14 protein-coding genes are annotated in these 16,281 nt (G+C 60.1%); 4 read left to right on the forward strand and 10 right to left on the reverse strand.

Annotated elements, in window-relative coordinates:
- Positions 1-155: 155 nt before the first annotated feature.
- Both ACZI8R_RS14580 and ACZI8R_RS14585 read right to left on the reverse strand, forming a co-directional pair.
- Complete coding sequence (locus ACZI8R_RS14580) at positions 156-440, reverse strand: type II toxin-antitoxin system Phd/YefM family antitoxin (RefSeq protein ID WP_463380351.1); 285 nt, start codon at positions 438-440, stop codon at positions 156-158.
- A gap of 55 nt (positions 441-495) precedes the next feature.
- On the reverse strand, positions 496-1,428 hold the full coding sequence (locus ACZI8R_RS14585) for a phosphodiesterase (protein WP_463380352.1): 933 nt from the start codon (positions 1,426-1,428) through the stop codon (positions 496-498).
- A 194-nt stretch (positions 1,429-1,622) separates the two neighbouring features.
- Between ACZI8R_RS14585 and ACZI8R_RS14590 the strand changes: the two genes are divergently transcribed.
- Both ACZI8R_RS14590 and ACZI8R_RS14595 read left to right on the forward strand, forming a co-directional pair.
- Complete coding sequence (locus tag ACZI8R_RS14590) at positions 1,623-2,393, forward strand: sulfite exporter TauE/SafE family protein (RefSeq protein ID WP_463380353.1); 771 nt, start codon at positions 1,623-1,625, stop codon at positions 2,391-2,393.
- A 61-nt stretch (positions 2,394-2,454) separates the two neighbouring features.
- The gene (locus tag ACZI8R_RS14595; protein ID WP_463380354.1) at positions 2,455-3,261 is read left to right on the forward strand and encodes a HugZ family pyridoxamine 5'-phosphate oxidase; all 807 of its coding nucleotides are present in this window, start codon (positions 2,455-2,457) and stop codon (positions 3,259-3,261) included.
- Positions 3,262-3,353: 92 nt separating this feature from the next.
- On the opposite strand, the gene ACZI8R_RS14600 is transcribed toward ACZI8R_RS14595, so the two are convergent.
- The 4 genes from ACZI8R_RS14600 to ACZI8R_RS14615 form a co-directional block, all read right to left on the reverse strand.
- Complete coding sequence (locus ACZI8R_RS14600) at positions 3,354-3,938, reverse strand: DUF8017 domain-containing protein (RefSeq protein ID WP_463380355.1); 585 nt, start codon at positions 3,936-3,938, stop codon at positions 3,354-3,356.
- Between the two features lie 240 nt (positions 3,939-4,178).
- Complete coding sequence (locus ACZI8R_RS14605) at positions 4,179-4,574, reverse strand: hypothetical protein (RefSeq protein WP_463380356.1); 396 nt, start codon at positions 4,572-4,574, stop codon at positions 4,179-4,181.
- 1 nt (position 4,575) lies between these two features.
- Positions 4,576-5,307 (reverse strand): hypothetical protein, encoded by a 732-nt coding sequence (locus ACZI8R_RS14610; protein ID WP_463380357.1) that lies wholly within the window; start codon positions 5,305-5,307, stop codon positions 4,576-4,578.
- On the reverse strand, positions 5,304-5,618 hold the full coding sequence (locus tag ACZI8R_RS14615; protein ID WP_463380358.1) for a type VII secretion target: 315 nt from the start codon (positions 5,616-5,618) through the stop codon (positions 5,304-5,306). The genes ACZI8R_RS14610 and ACZI8R_RS14615 overlap by 4 nt, the downstream gene beginning before the upstream one ends.
- Positions 5,619-5,734: 116 nt before the next feature.
- Here ACZI8R_RS14615 and ACZI8R_RS14620 point away from each other — a divergent pair, with 116 nt between their 5' ends.
- Positions 5,735-6,355, forward strand: a complete 621-nt coding sequence (locus tag ACZI8R_RS14620; protein WP_463380359.1) for a hypothetical protein — start codon at positions 5,735-5,737, stop codon at positions 6,353-6,355.
- A 1,184-nt stretch (positions 6,356-7,539) separates the two neighbouring features.
- The gene (locus ACZI8R_RS14625; protein ID WP_463380360.1) at positions 7,540-8,601 is read left to right on the forward strand and encodes a DNA cytosine methyltransferase; all 1,062 of its coding nucleotides are present in this window, start codon (positions 7,540-7,542) and stop codon (positions 8,599-8,601) included.
- A 141-nt stretch (positions 8,602-8,742) separates the two neighbouring features.
- Here ACZI8R_RS14625 and ACZI8R_RS14630 read toward each other — a convergent pair whose 3' ends face one another.
- The 4 genes from ACZI8R_RS14630 to ACZI8R_RS14645 all read right to left on the reverse strand — a co-directional run bounded on the left by ACZI8R_RS14630 (position 8,743) and on the right by ACZI8R_RS14645 (position 15,857).
- Positions 8,743-9,501, reverse strand: coding sequence for a DUF6339 family protein (locus ACZI8R_RS14630; RefSeq protein WP_463380361.1), 759 nt, complete (start codon positions 9,499-9,501; stop codon positions 8,743-8,745).
- Positions 9,498-10,100, reverse strand: coding sequence for a hypothetical protein (locus tag ACZI8R_RS14635; RefSeq protein ID WP_463380362.1), 603 nt, complete (start codon positions 10,098-10,100; stop codon positions 9,498-9,500). Before ACZI8R_RS14635 ends, ACZI8R_RS14630 begins: the two co-directional genes overlap by 4 nt.
- A gap of 2,167 nt (positions 10,101-12,267) precedes the next feature.
- Positions 12,268-13,281 (reverse strand): PD-(D/E)XK motif protein, encoded by a 1,014-nt coding sequence (locus ACZI8R_RS14640; RefSeq protein ID WP_463380363.1) that lies wholly within the window; start codon positions 13,279-13,281, stop codon positions 12,268-12,270.
- On the reverse strand, positions 13,278-15,857 hold the full coding sequence (locus tag ACZI8R_RS14645) for a Z1 domain-containing protein (RefSeq protein ID WP_463380364.1): 2,580 nt from the start codon (positions 15,855-15,857) through the stop codon (positions 13,278-13,280). The genes ACZI8R_RS14640 and ACZI8R_RS14645 overlap by 4 nt, the downstream gene beginning before the upstream one ends.
- Positions 15,858-16,281 lie beyond the last annotated feature (424 nt).

The raw sequence follows: 16,281 nt of genomic DNA on the forward strand, positions 1-16,281 counted from the left end.
TGGCTCGAGACGTTCACCCACCCTGCGCGGATTTTCCAGGAGTGGACCCGTCACGAACTCATATACCGCGGTCGCAACCTTTTCCGGCAACGACGTTGCCAGCGCCCGCGCTGCCGAACGGGCCATCACCAACCGATATGACCCCTCGGATTCGGTCACTCGCCGGTCGACCGAGCATCGCGCATCAGCTGTGCCAGTTCGTCGGCATCAACTCCATCTCCGCTGTCGATCTCGGCTCGGCCGGAGAAATGTGCCGCCAACAGATCGGTATCCGACAGCACCGCGATCGTCTCTCGCAACGTGTCGTAGTCGTCGACTCCCAGTAGCACTGCGGCCCTATGGCCGTTGCGTGTGATCTCGAACCGCTCGTGCGTGTGCTCGGCCTCGTCAACCAGCCTCGACAGCTGTGCCCTGGCGTCTGCAACAGGAAGGGTCGTCATGTACAGAATTCTAGCCTAGATGGTCCTTCGTCCGCCATACCAGTACATATACGTCCTAAATGGTCACCGACTGAACGACGCTGTTGCCCGCGTCCGCGATACGGACCCCTTCGTCCGCGAGCCGCCGCTCCGTCTCTTCGGGGCTGACGAACTCTCCGACCGTGGCATACGTGCCGGTGGGGACTACGGAGTGGACGATCGTGTCCGGGTAGACGTGGACCAAGTTGAAGCCCTGGGCGCCGTCGCGGCCACGGAGAGCGCCGGCAGGAACGTTGAGATCCTGCGTGTAGCAGGTCGCCGAGGCAACGGAGACCGGGATGCCGGCGAACGTTGCGGTGGTCGAGTAGTGCAGGTGACCTGCCAGGATGCCCCGGACATCCGTTCCGCGCAGCACGTCGGCAAGCCGGTGCTGGTCGCGCAACTCCACCAGAACGGCGAGGTCGAGCACGCACGGCACCGGCGGATGATGCAACGCAAGGATGGTGCCGTGCGGTGCGGGGGTGGCGAGTTCGTCAGCGAGCCAACTCAATTGACTGTCGCGGAGTTCGCCGTGATGGTAACCGGGAACCGTGGAGTCGAGGGTGATGATGCGCAGCCCGTCGACGTCGTACACGTGATCGATCGGCTCGGTCGACGGCTGCTGCCCCAACAGTGCGGATCTGAAGACGCCTCGGTCGTCGTGGTTTCCCATCGCCCAGATGACCTGCGCACCGAGTGAGGCGGCCACCGGCTCGACGATGCCGCGCAGCTTGTCGTAGGCGCCCGGTTCCCCTTTGTCCGTGAGATCACCCGTGAACACCAGAGCACTCGGCCGTGCCTGCGACGCCTCCACCTCGGTGAAGATCTGCCGCAACGTGGCCTCACTGTCGACCGCCCCGTAGAGGGGATCAGAACCGTCCACCAAGTGCGTATCGCTGATGTGCAGCACGAAATGCGACGGCCGCGGATACTCGGCCGTCCGCAGATCCGCTGGCTGTGCGCCGCTCATCGGTTTCTCGCTTCCGCTCGCCCCGACGACAGGTGCCCGTGTGAACTCCCGCTGGTTGTCACACTATCCAAGCGCGCTCACATGACCGCGCGGGGCACGCCCAGCGGTATCGAGGTGAACGAATAGGATTCACGACGGCGTTGTCATCGGGGGAGGTCACAGATGTGTGGGATGCAATTGCGATGGGAGCCCCCATGCAAACGGTAACGCTGCCGCTACTCGCCTCGTTGGCAGTGCTCGGTCTGGCCGGCGGTATCGGTATCACGGCGCTCGGTCCCGGCGGTGTGCTGCCGACGATTGGCCTGTTCGCTCTCACGAACCTGTCGGCGTCCGCTGTTGCCGGGACGGCGATCGTCACCCATATCGCCACCGGCATCGCAGGCACTTTCGCCTATACGCGGTCCGGTCAGCTACGCCAGGCACACACCCGCCATACCGCTCTGGTTCTCGCCGGTACGGCAGTGGTCGGCACACCTGTCGGAGTCCTCGTGAACACGCTCGTGTCCAAGCGTGTCTTCGGGATCATCCTCGCCGTCATCGTCGCCGGTGTGGCCCTCCTGTTGTGGTACCGCGACCGTCGTGAAGCCGGAGGAGAGACAGGAGGCCGGCATCCGCACACGGCGATAGTGGCCGGCCTGGGGGTCTCCGTCGCGGTCGCAAGCGGGATCGTCGGTATCGGCGGACCGATGCTGACCGTTCCCCTGCTGATCGCGTGCGGGGTCCCGGTGCTCGAATCGCTGGCCGCTGCCCAGGTTCAGTCGATCGTGATCGCCACCATCGGCACGGTCGGTTACGCCGCACACGACGCAATCAACTGGCCGCTTGCCGCGATCGTCGGCATCCCGGAGCTGGCCGGGGTGATCATCGGCTGGAAAATCGCCCACGCCCTACCCACACGCACGCTCAAGTACGCGCTCATAGCGGTACTGCTCGCACTGGCTCCGTACCTCGCCCTCTCTGCATAGGGCGCCTACGGCACAAGAAACTGATCCACTCGAGCCGTCGTCCTCACGTACCGTCCTGAGGATGACCAACTCAGATCATGGCGATCCTGGCGACGCCCCGACAGTTCCGCCGCCCTTGACGGAAATCGCGAACCCTGTACGGCCGTCCGCTGCGGAAGAGGCCCGAACCGTGGCCTCTACGACGAACATCGGCACTCTCGCAAGTCTGACCAAAGATGGTGATCCGTGGGCGTCGTTCGTAACGTACGGCCTTGTCGGCGGCTCCCCCGTTTTGTGCGTATCTCGCATGGCCGAGCACGGCCGCAATCTCGCGTCCGACCCCCGCGCCAGCATCGCAATCGTCGCACCGAATCCGCCCGCCGATCCTCTGGCCAGCGCCCGCATCACACTTGCCGGCGTCGTGGAACGTCCTGAGGGTGACGAGCTTGCCGCCGCACGGGAGGCGCACCTCTCTGCCATCCCGGCAGCGCACGTGTATATCGACTTCAGCGACTTCTCGCTGTGGGTGTTGCGGGTGCAGCGTGTGCGATGGGTCGGCGGTTACGGCCGAATGGACTCGACAAGCGCGGAGGAATACGCAGAGGCCATGCCGGACCCGGTGTCGCCGCATGCAAGCCGCGCAGTCGAACATCTCAACGCCGACCACGCGGATGCATTGCTGTCGATGGCGCAGAAGCTCGGCGGATTCCCCGACGCCACCACTGCCGCGTGTGATGGCGCTGATCGGTACGGGTTGGATCTTCGGGTCACGACACCTCGCGGCGCTGCCATGACTCGGGTGGGGTATTCGTCGCCGCTCGCGTCGGCGGACGAACTTCGTTCGGCAACAATCGAGCTGACTCGTCGAGCTACACAGGAGTCGAAATGACAACAACCACCGCAAGATGAACGACGATGCGGTCCTTCTGCACCACTACGTGGTCGAACGAATCCACTCAGCATCGGACGTTGAGTGTCGCGTCAGTCGGTCTTACGAAGCGATTTAATGATCGCGTCAGCTTCGCCGTCCGATAGTGAGTTCTCTACACCCGTCGCCCTGTTGACCATGAAGACGGCAACTTCGGCGTTCGAGTACGACGGCGTGGCAACAACATCGAACGTAGCGCTCCGCGGACCACATTGGCCATCGGGCTGGACGTCGGTCACCAATGCCGTGTACCGAAGACTCGGCCTCCCCGAGACATCGACCTCGAACGGGCCTCGAACTCTCACCGTCGGCGACCTGTCGGTCGCATAGATCTGCTTGGCCTGGGCGATGGCGTCCCGGGCCGCTGTATCCACATCGACCGAGTTGCGACCGGTGATTCCGACCGCCGCCAGGCTCTGCTTGTCTCCCTCCTCTTCGCAGTAGCCATAGCCGTAGTCGCTCACGGCACCGTAGCTCGCGATGCGGGTGCCGGTGTCCTCGTCCGTCCAACCCATGATGGTGCCGTTGCTCGGCCGCCATTCTTCGCTCGACGGCACGACATATGTCAGGCCGTACTTGGTAGGCACCGGCTGAGGTTGGCCGTCCTCTACGTCGACAAGAGGTGGTGGGAACTCCATGGAGGGAAATTCTGGCGGAGGTGGTACGTACGGAGTGGAATCCGGCCTCATCGTAGGCATAACGAACCCTGCTGACGACTCGGAATCGTAATAGGGGGAAAGACTTCCTAACCATATGGCGCCATAGCCGATGCAAGGAATCGCCAGGATGCACAGCGCGAGCTTGGCCAGAGGACGGAACAGTCCGTACTGCTCGAGCAGTCTGAAGAATTTCATCAGCGCGACAGTCGACGGCTCGGCCTACCAGCCCGGTTTGAGAATCGATCCACGATTCCGGAAGTACTCGTCATCGTCAACCTGATCCGTCTCTGGTTCCGATTCGGCGGATCGAGCCGCCTCGTACTCCGCATCGATATTGCGGCGCCCCTGCTCCGCCAGTTCGTCTTTCTCTTCCTCGGTCATCTGCGCGGCATCAGCGACCGCAGCCTCCGTAAAGGGACGGAACATCTCAGGAAAATCGGTCGTCGTCACGACATCGCGCAGGCTCTTATCGCCACTGAGTACCTCGCGCAGCATCTGACCCATTGCGGGGTCAGGGGCATTGTCCGCGAGCAACTGAACAGACTTCCTAAGCTGAGCCGCGAGCGCAGGATCCTCCCGGAGCACCTCCATCAGAGGGTCTTTGTCCGGTTCCACGTCAGACTCCTCCCGCCTGATACGCGGCCGTCGGAAGCTTAGGCAACGGAACGTCCTTGACCGACGCGAGGTTGCCGGCAATCAGGCCTACAGCACTTTGCGCTCCGGTCCATGCACGTCCGATCCATGTTTGGATCATGCCGACAAAGTCCCATGCCCGTTTTGCTGTGAGTAAGGCTGTGGCTAGGAATCCAGCTGCGACGGGAGCACCCAAACCGGTTGCCGCGGCAACGGCTGAGGCCGCCAGCTCAGCAACAATGGAGATCAACAAGTCGACCAGAGTCCCTATCAGGTCTTTGATCGCTTCTGACGCCTCGTACAGACCCATCGACGTTTGATGGAGTTGTCCTGCCATGCTTTGGATGGCGCGGCTCTGACGCCCGATCACATCACTCAAGTCGGTGAAATAGCGTTCGGCCTCGCCGGCGGCGTCGCCTTTCCAGGACTTCATTGCTGTCGATGTGGCCGTAGCCAGTTCCTCGGCCATCGTTGTGTTGAACTTCGCCAAGCCTTCGAGCGACTTGCCCGCGATTTGGACTGATTGCCAATCCCCGGCGAACTGTTCGGTGATCCAGGCCCACGGGTCGTTCGTTCCGACCATCCCGCAAAACACCATCGCCTCTCCGACGAGATAGGTCGGAGAAGTGAGCGAGCCGTCCAAGGCGTTCTCGAGGAGATTCGGGATCGGGTCCTCGGCGACAGGCGCCGTCAGTGCTGAACTTGGCTCTGTCACGGGAGCCCGCCCCCTACTGCACCGAGCTGGTCGACGTTCACTGCTTCCTGATTACGGTAGTTCTGCGCAGCATCGTCCAGGTTCTGCGCAGAGCCCTCGGTCAGACGCCGAATCGAATCGATATTGGCGATCAGAGTGTCCCGCATGTCTTCGACCTGCTGCATCACCGGTAGAAAAATTGCCCCCACCTCCGACGCACCGACCGACAGGTACTTCTCCACGTGATCGGCCGCCCCGACGCACTGTCCGGACAGGCTCTCAGTCCGACGTGCGAATGTCGCCAGCTCTTCTGGACTTGCTTCCAAAGTCATTTCGCCCCCTCCATCCACGATCCGGACGAAACTACCATTACTGGTCCGTCGCCCTTCATGACGTCGCAATCCTCGGGATTTGCCGAGGTGACCACCTATATCGCACTATCGACGCCATGACCGAACCCTCCGTTGCCTTCCCGCTACGTCATGTCGACGTCACCGACGGGCGCAAACGGCGGCACGCTCACATGCGAGACCTCGACGCCCCTCTACCGTCGGTCTGCGTTCGTCACGGACGGGCCGGAGCCACGTCGCGAACTGCCCACATTCCATCACGTCCACATATCCCGTGGGATGACCTTTCGGTCGCACGCAAGATCCTTTATCAGTTGCAGCCAATGGCAAACTTCAAACGTATTCAAGCTAGATGGTCGCTCATGATCTGGACCGAAACCCACTGGCAGACCTGCCGGTCGTGCGGTTGGTATCTCCTCGGTCGACGACTCGTAAGTGCACTCCTCGCCGCTCTCACCGTCATCGTCATCACGGGCCCTATCTCGCCGTTGATGGAATGGATCCCGGAAGGTCCCCGGTCTCTTCTCCTCATACTCGGCATTCTGCTGGCGATCCCTACCGTTCGAAGTATGTCCACTTACAAGGAACTCTTCCACGCGATCACCTCTGAGGACGGAACCGAGCTGATCGTACGAAACCCCCACCCCACGTTTGCTAGTGAGGCAATCCGGTTGGGCGCCAGTTCAAAGGGGCCCGGCGAGGTCTCGGCCGAGCTCTGAATTCGCACCACACAGCTGCAACCTAAGCGATCTGTAAAACTCCGTTCTGGAAGTGACCAGCAACATTTCTACGCCGCGTTCGCCATCGACTGCTTTCACGGAGGATGTGGCCTGGCCACATCCTCCGAGCGGGGCACGCATCGACGATGCGTCACACGGGGTCGGATGCGCTTGGTTGCCGTGATCGCACCTCCGGCACTGTCTACTCCGATGTCTCCGAGGTATCAGTGGAGAACGCGATAACTCGACATAATGTTGGCGTGGGTCGGTGTTCAGCATCAACCCGCCGGAAATGTGGAGGCCCGGGGCGCGACGGGCCCGCTCCGCATGTCACCTGGAACCACGTCTCGGTATGCCGTAGATCCTTCATACCCGCATGGCGGGCGCGATTCGGACAGCGATATAGCCAGCAATGGGCCCCGTTAGTCGACGAAGTCGACGTTGCTGAATGTAGCTCCACGAGAACATGAGTGGGGCACGCTGACGGATGTCGACAACCGATTCCTTACCACTCTGGCAGCGCGATGCCGACTGCACCAGCGCGCTGAGGTCAAATGCCATTCGCCTACACACCGGAGAGTGTCTGGTGGGGCGGATATCGAGATCTCGTTGTTCTTGTGCCGCCGGGATGGCACCGTAAATCATCTGCCAACTTTACTTGACGAGCTCCCCTTACCTAGTCACGGCAGAGGCAATCGAGCAGTGTTGGCCCACCACCTGCCCGGACGACCACTCCGGGTATACGACGTTCACGTCTTGGCTCTGTGGCATCACCGACCGACTCTGGCGTCGGTTTCCCACTGCATCACGTCAGCGATAAAACGCAACTCATCAGATTGGCACGAAACTGCTGCACGGCCAGCCGCATCCGACTTGGCCCGGCCCTCGTGTGTGTGGAGTGAGAGACCAAGGGCCTCTTTACCCGGCATCGTCTTACCCGGCATCGTCGAGTCAGGACGCAAACCTATGGCCGCCATGACAAGCCGTCGCCGGGCCTCGTCAGACTTTCGCGGGTGCACCCCAGAAGGTAACGACGTTCCCGCAGGTTGTAGCATAGGGGGAAGTCTGTGCAGTTCTTCGGGTTCGTCGACTGAACTCTCCCTCCGGCGTGCGGCAATTCAAGATCGCGTCAGCCTCCCTTCGAATTGACTAACTGTCGGCCTCGCCGGCTAACATCTGTAAGCATGCCCGCCGGACTGCCCCAATCATCGACCACGAGCATCCAGATCGTGGACCTATTTGCAGGTCCGGGAGGGTTGGACGTCGCCGCCTCATGGCTGGGACTGAAGGCGCATGGCGTCGAGATCGATCCGAATGCCTGTGCTACAAGGGACGCCGCCGGACTCCTCACCGAGCGAGGAGATGTCCGCGATTTCGGCCCGTACCGCTTCAAAAGTGCGACTATCCTTGCTGGTGGACCACCGTGTCAAACTTATACGCTCGCTGGCGCGGGCGCTGGACGTCGGGCGTTGGATCAGGTTCTCACGTTCGTCAACCGTATGGCTGGCGGGGAAGATGTCAGGTCGGGACTGAGCCAGTTGGACGACGAGCGTACTGGCCTAGTACTTGAGCCGTTGCGATGGGCATTAGAGGCTGTGAAAGATGGAAGCCCCTACGAATCGATTGTACTGGAACAGGTTCCAGCGGTTTTGCCGGTTTGGGAAGCCGTTGGAGAAGCTCTGAAACAGTACGGGTACTCGGTCGCTCATGGAATTCTTCGTGCCGAACAATTCGGCGTCCCCCAGACCCGTCGGCGAGCAATCCTGATCGCTCGGTTGGGTACTGAGGCAGAACTTCCGAGGCCGACACATCGAACCTACAGAAAGGGAGTCGCTCGATCCGAGTGTGATGAAGAGACGAAAGGCCTCGCACCGTGGGCAAACATGGGCGAGTCACTCAAGCGGACTGACGCCTTCACAGTGATATCCAATTACGGAAGCGGAGGCGACCCGAAAAAGCGCGGGATTCGCAGATCCGATGAACCCTCAGCGACGATTACGGGAAAGGTGACCCGCAATCGTCTGATATTGAACGAGAAGGAATATAGCCGGCTGTCTCTGCGTGAAGCAGGCCGCCTACAGACATTCCCCTTCGACTACCCATGGTCCGGAAAGGACATTGCTCAGCAGATCGGAAACGCCATTCCTCCTCGACTCGCCGCCCACGTGCTGGCCGCCGCTAACGGACTAACCCTCGATAGTCAGCGACTCGACGCCGCCATCGATGCCAGTTGGCGCAAGGCGTAGACCGATATAGCACTCGTAGGCTCAAGCGATTCCGCAAGCTAGGTAACCCCTTGCCTGACTGATGCATCAGCAATGTATGCGACTGCTGCGTCTATCATCTGCAGATCGCCACCTGCCCACTCACCTATAGCGCGCTTCCGTTCATGGGACCCGATTCACCAGGGCTTCACTCGATTCCGCAAGCGTCTTCCCAAGCAAACAAGCGAGCTCATGCTCCTCCAGCGACTCGAAGACGACAAAGGATGCTAGTCGAAGCAGCCGCTTAAGGAAGTCGCGAAGCAATTCTCGACCGTTGTCAGGGTCGGGTCGCCCGGCCCACGCTAAAACTATCGCCCTTACTAGGTACGGGCTACCACCCAAAGCTGTTCGCCGGGCGTAAATCTGATCGAAGTCAGCCTCACCGAGTAGCCGGATGGCGCGGTACGGATCCTGCTCTTCAGGTTGACAGATCAGGTGGGCGCGCCACCAAAGGCGCCCGAAAACATGCCGGGTCATATCCGTCGCGAGGACGCGATCACCTGGTGGATTCGGATAACGCCAGTAAGCAACGTCCGGCAAGAGGACCAGCGCGAGAAAGGCCCAGACGTCACCAGCGGCCGCCTCCGCCGGCAACATCCCCGAATCCCGGTGCAACAGCGTCGCAACCTCGACGTCGAACTCTGTGTGCGACCCTCGCGGCTGCGACTCTGGGAAGCCCGAACGCTCAGCAGCATCCACGACTGCGCAACGAAGCAGAGAAAGGTCTGCTTGACGCACGCGGCCGCCGCCAGTCGCCACATAGACGGCTCCGTCATGCTGGGTCTGTGAACGCCGAGTCAAGTTAGAGAGCGACAGCGTCCGATACTCGTCGTGGGTTGCCTTCGCCACATCGGAGAGGAGCCGAGGGAACAGTTGACTCATTTGACACCCGCGAATGCATCGACGGCGCCCTGAAGCGCCGTGGTGAATAGACTTGGGCTGTATGCGCGACGTGCCCGGAGGTCTCCGATTGGAACGTCAGGAAAACGCATTTGCAGCAGGCTTTGAAACATCGATCCGAGACTCTCGTCTGGATAAAATTCATTTTCGTCGAATTCGTTGTTGCACAGCGCATGTTCGATTAGAACCCGTGCAACGTCAGCAAATGCAGCCGAAATAATTGCCCGGTCAACAGCTCTAGGTTTCGTCGCGTTCTTGAATGCAGTTGCGACTGGCTCGTTCGCATCATTGATGAGCAAAAGAAGCGTGCCCATGGCCGCAGCGTGAAGGTTCGAACCGACCTGTAAGTGCCACGCCGCAGACACAGGGAAAGAGGTCGCTGAAAAATCGACGATAGCCATAGGAAATTGTGCAGCGTCGCCCTGGAGGCGGACGTGACGCTCGTCGGACCAAAGCACCGAACCTGCGATACGCGGGGAGAATTGGTCCCCGAACTCGCGGGCCTCCGCGAGGACAAGCACTGTTCGAACAACGACTGTGCCTCCGAGGTCTGCACCTCGCAGCTTGGCATCGAGTGACACGCTCTCAGTATCTGCTTCGCGGATAGTTATCGGCTCTGCGCATTGCCGAAGACCTGAACTGGAGGAGGACCAAACAACCGACAAGTTGAAGGCGGCATCCAGCGGGAGGCCGGTCTCAGATCTAACCCTCTTCAAGTCGATAGTGAGGTCCCGGTGAAGCTGGAGGTCTGTGTTGTAGTCCCAGTCATCAATCGATTCAGGTAAGACAACTCCGCCATCCTGCGTTAGGAGCCGCCAGCCGTCAGACGTGACCGCATCGCCGGACGGGGTTCGATATGGAAGTGCACGTCGACTCATGTCGCCGCCTCGCTCCGCTCAACAAACACATTCACTGATGTGACCGTGTCGGGTGCAGGCTGCACCACCACTGCCCAGATACTATCGCCGCCGTCCAGGGATAGAGAAGCGCCCTTTGTGAACTCGCCCTGGGGGCTCTGCCAACCTAACGGGACCGGTTGCGCTGCGTGAGCGGGCGGGTCTGGTTCCTTTCCACTAGCACCTGGAATTTCCACCGAGGCCTCTACTGTCAATCTGTGAGAGCCAGCCTCGGTCACGCGGAACGATTGCACTACGACTGGATGACCAGCATGCGTACTGAAACGCGGCTCCCCTACATACTCCACTCGGGACCGATGTGCCCGGTGCTTTCCAGTATGACTCTCCCCCCTACCGCCAGATCCGTTGTCTCCGGACTTCGTACCTTTCTGATTTGATGGACCCTTATTGCCCGCACCACCAGCGGACTCAGCAGTGGCACCGCCGAACCCAGCGGCCCCCGTTACCAGCGATGAGAACATGCGACTCGCCGCACCAAGAGGTGCGTCAACATCGGCCTTACCAGAACTCCCCGCGATCTCAGTAAGCGGCTGCAGTCTTTCGTTGATCCGGGTGAAGGTCACCCGGACAGCGGTCTTTTCTCGACCCTCAAGAGGCTCCCACCGCCAATCGTCATGGGTCGGAGGCTCGGACATTGCATACACATCATCGACCGCATCATCCGCTCGGAAGACACCGGCATACGAAGCGTACTGGGTCGCCATCTTCGGGCCTCGGTAGTATTTAACGACAAGTTCGGGCGATCGCAATAGGCACACATGGTGTGCCGTTTCGTCGAATCCACATTCCTGAGCAACCGGACTAGGGTCGAAAGGCATCATTACGTCTCTCTTGAGTGCCAGCTTTCCCAGGAAGATCTTCGGGCTCAATACACGGAGTTCATGCGCATCAGGGCTTTCAAGGAGCTGGTAAGCCTCGACAAAGAGGTCCAACGGGCTCGTCGTGGAGGGATCCGGAACGGGAACCTCCACGCCGTCGCACGAGACTGAGAACTTCATCGGGGGCGGCGAATCTTTGCTTGGCGCCAACATCTTCGGCCAGAGATGCCAGGCGATGGAATCGGCAATGTGCCGGGCCGCGTCGGTGGGCTCGCGCCCGTCTAGATCAGGGTCGAGAATCGCCACCGTAGTTCCGGTCTCGGCCTCATCGAAGCCCTGCAGCCCAAGCCGCCGGGCAACCCCCTCTGCCTCAGCGCCGATTAGCGGCTCTACAACTCCAGTCGAGAGGTCTCCCCACCAATGCCGACCGGTATATCTGCTTCCTTCGCCACGCACAGAGTAGCTATGCCACAGAGTGGACCCGATCAGTCGCGTTTCATACCCTTCCGCCGTTCGGCATCGCGTATGAATAATGACAGTTCCGGCGCGGCTTAGTAAGTAAAAGACCGCCTTGCCGAATCCGTATGTGCCGCCTCCGAATTTCTTGTCCCGAGGTTCGCCGATGTTCCGAACAAAGGACACGAAGTCGTAGTCTTCGCCGACGGCGTTATCGGCTCGGGTAGGGCCCCCGAGTCCGCTCGTGCCACGATCCGAGACCGTCAAAATTCGTGTGGGGGCCCTCATCAACGACTCTCGGAGGGGAAGATACTCCGTGGAAGGCGCTGACTTGAGGAGTAATTCACGCCAGTGTGGGGCTTGCCCAGCCGCCAGCCGCCGAAGATCGACGCGATAGCTAACCGGGCCCCCGCCAGTCCGGGCATCCCAACTGTTCTGTGCCGACTCGCGCACCAGTACAGTAAGCGGTGCCAACGCTGGCCTTCCAAGCTGATTCCGGATGCCCTCCGCAGTGCTGGCCCCTTCAGGCGGGAAGGGCTGTGAATACCAGCCAATTCTCATTGGGGGAACTCCTCGGCAAGATGGTTAAGTTGTATCTCTACCTGGGCTTCATTCATTGCACGCGCCGGAGGCGGTAGTTCAATTGTGTACCCGACCTCGGATACGTTGATGTCAATCCCGCAATCCACTAGCTGGGAAGCGGTTAAACGGGGGAAGTCCCGGTCGACGCAGAACCACTCCTCATCCGAAACTGAGAATCGGAAATTTTGGAGATGCTCCGTCTTATCAACAGGGTACCCAAATTGTGCGAGCTTGCTGTCGAGCACTGACTCGTCCTCGCATAGGCGACGAACCTCATTAACTAGCGTAATAATGCTCGTCCCCACCGAGCTCGACTCCAGCCGCAACCACGCGAGTGAGAGTTCGCCGCCTGCAGGCGCATCAAGTTGGTCAAGACCGTGCACACGAATGCTGCGCGACTCACTCGTCGTTGTCGCTTTGACCTCGATCGCTGCCGTCCCAAACGCGAAGTCGTGACGGTACCCAGATGGCCCCGCCCACCAATTCGCTGCCGACGGTGCGTGGTCGAGTAGCCGTTGCAGGACTTTCAGTTCGCCAAACAAGCCAGCAGCTTGTTCGACAGTGAACACTCCGCCACCCGTCCCGAACAGTGCCCGCCACCGGTCGACTGCAAGGTAAGTAGCCTTCAGCGGACGAATCGGCATCCCTTCAATCGCAACGAGTACGTCCGCACATACCGCGGTGAACTGGTCCGACAGATCCCGTCGCGTACACGTGAGGTTCGCGTAACGTTGATATGTTTCACCATCGTCGAGCGGGCGCTCGGTGAGCTGGAGGGTTGAGGACTCCTGCTGTCGCCTTACTCGTTGGTCAGCAGAGATCGGGACCAGGAGGTGCCGGTTTCCGTCACGATCGGTCGCAGCAAGTATCTTCCCAGTCGCCGCAACGACTGGCAGCTCTGAGGTGCGCAACCGGGTAGGACCGGGCTCGGTCTGCTCGAGCTCCGCCCAGAACTGATTGATGACAGCATGTAATGGGTTGGGGTTCACTGCTCGTCGTCCTCCAACGCCGTCAGGTCCTCATCCTCCATTTCGACGTTGGACAGATCGGCGCTGACGTACTGGTACTCCCAGTTGACTGAGCTATCGTTGCTCGTCGGCGTGGGAAACACGATTCCAACACCAATGACGTCGGTATCAGCGTCGAGCGGTACTCGTGTCTCAGCGGATCTCTTGCTACCCGGCGCAGAATAATTGTCGATCGGATACAGAACAAGCAGACCGGACTTGGGGCACTGCTCCTGACGAAGGGCCCGGATCCGATCTTCGGATAGTTCTCCCTCGATTCCAGAAACATCCAGATCGACTGCGGCGTCCTTGCGGCTCATCAGGGTTTTGATATCGGCTACGCGATCGTTCGATGCCTTCTTGAGGCGTGCACGGACGACCGGAATGACGCTGATGCCAGGCGCAAACACGAAGGTCCGAGCATCGGCGGAAGCCTTCGGGTTCCCGACTACAGCAACATTCCAGGTTCGTAAAGCCGACGCATCTCGGACCCGACGCTCGATATAGTCATGGATGAGCTGTCCGTCGCATTCCTGCGAGGTGTCGTGGAACTGGTACGACCGGAGGAAGCTCAAGACGCTGTCGTATGGCACATCTCGCCACAGGAAGCGGCCCGCGTGGGACTGACGTTCACATCTCGTCCCGGTCGTTATCGCCTGCGCTACAAGGTTACGGGCTGCGACTTGATTCACCTCAAGCCACTCTCTATCGCGATCGAAATAGCGAGTCTGGATTCGGAGGCCACCGTAAGACGCCGATGCGGTCACCGCATCGCGCATCTTCGCTGCTGCGGTGACACGCAAGGCCGGGTGAGTGCGTAGTCGGACCGCGAAGGACGTAGGCGTCTTGTCCTCCACGAGATACAGATCAATATCGCGCCGCATCTCTGCTTCGACCGTTGCAATGTGCCGGAACCAGTCTCGCAGTTCGGCGGTCATCCAGATACGGGGAAGGTCCTCGTACCCGTTGCGGTATCCAAACCACCGACCCATCTGCAGCAGGGTGTCGTAAGCAGATACCGCACGGACAAAATAGCTAACCGACAAGCCTTCGAGCGTAAGCCCCCGTGAAAGCGTGTTTCCGCCGACTGCGATCGCTACGACCGGGTCGCCTTCGTAGTCGAGTCGCTCCTTGCTGCTGCCGTTGTCCATGATGATGCGGCAGTCTTCGAGAACACCCGGCAGCAAGGGGAGAATTTCGTCGAACGCGAGCGGCGTGTGGCCGAATTGTTCCGCGGGAACCCGTGCTGCCTCCCGCTCCCATAGCGCCCGAAACTCGGTAAGAAGCACGGAATCATTACACGAAATGCGGTCGACAACCTCGGCGCGCAAATCGCTGAGTGGGTCGCGAAAACTATTATGTACCACTGTATTCACGCTGGTGTGGATTAACATCGTCGAGTGCTTGTTGCCAGATCCCCGCGCGCGACGTGCCGCCGTGCTCAACCAGAAGTAGCGGATCGCATCCGTGAGAGCACCCGAGATTTCTGGCACGAAGTCGTCCTTATCGGCACGCGACCGGGGCCGGACGAGTGGGACCTCGTCGTCATCGATCTCCCTTATCATGTCGTATCCGTCGAAAATATCATCGGGATCGTCAGTGTCGAGCGAATCTCTGCCGAATAGCACCTCCGTTCCGAAGTGCCCGGCCGGCTTAGGGAGGCTCACCACAAAATGTTCGGGGTACAGATCCTTGGCGGCCGGGTCAATCAGGAGGTTAGCGAACGGAGTCGCCGTGTATCCGACGTAGGCGGACTTCGGTAGTCGATCAAGAATATCCCGTATCAGCGGATTGATCGACTTCGTTGCCACGGTTGCCTGATCGGCCTCATCGTCGATTATCAGCGCCGGGCAGTGCACCAGGTATTCCGATGCGGAATCCAGCCAGGCACGAAACTTCTTCAGAACCGGAGTGTTCTTCTTTACCACACACAGCACGTGCTGTCTGTTGCTCTTCGCGAAGTACGCGGCAGCGTTGGCTGGCGGCGTGAAATCCTTGTCCGGCTCCGTAAGCTGCATCCACCGCGACGGGTTGGCGTCGATGAGATCCTGGATCAGTCGGAGCTGCGTCTGACGACGAAGCCCATTATGGATGCCAGCGAAGACAATGAAGAGTTTGTAGCCGCGGTCTGCAGCCTTGGCCATAACCGCTGTAAAATTTGTGGTCTTTCCGGATTGGACGTGGCCGACTACTAGCCCTCGAGTGGAAAAGGCCTTCTCACGAGGATGACTCAGTAGCGACACGACCCGAGTTGACGCACCATCGAGAGCCTCGACTGATGGTGCGCCCCAGCTGCCCCGCAGCTTCGATTCCAGCGCGGGCCAGTTGTAGTCCTTCGGTCGAGGCCCCGTATACCAACTTACCCGGTTAGCGATGACGACGGACTTCGGTTCGTCCCTTTCTCGGATCTTGATCGTTTCACCTTCGTGACGTTCAATAATTTGCTGAATGAGGCTGTCGTCACTGCCGATGAGCTCAAGCTGCTTGACCGCGTCCTCGGGTGTGCTGGTCTCCAACAGATTAAGGAAGACTTCATACTGTCGATCGAGCTTTGTCACGATCCCCCCAATTCTCCGCGCTCAGCGGTGACTAGCATGCCCAAAGTGTGATGGGCGTCGCGTTCGATATTCAAGCACAGGCATGGTCGAAGTCGCAGCACGGTTGATCTGGGAACTTCGGTGACCTGTTCGAGGAGAAGCCCATCCCTGCGACAGACGCGCTGGCATCTACTCCATACGGTGAAGATCTGACACCCGGGTTTTTGGCCTTGACTGAAGACTGGCAGGGAACAATTCGTCCTGGCTCGCGACTGTCGCTCATCAGCAGAGCTGCAATCCAACTCTCACCGTCAGCAAAGACCGGCTGCGCCGCAGTTCCTATCGTTGGAACTACTACCAGGGCAGTGGGGTGTGATCTTATCGGGCCGCAGATAGCGGCGTGCAACGTTGACGGAAGTAGCGCCGCAACCGGCGCCACACTGCC

It is taken from the genome of Rhodococcus huquni, assembly GCF_055231055.1.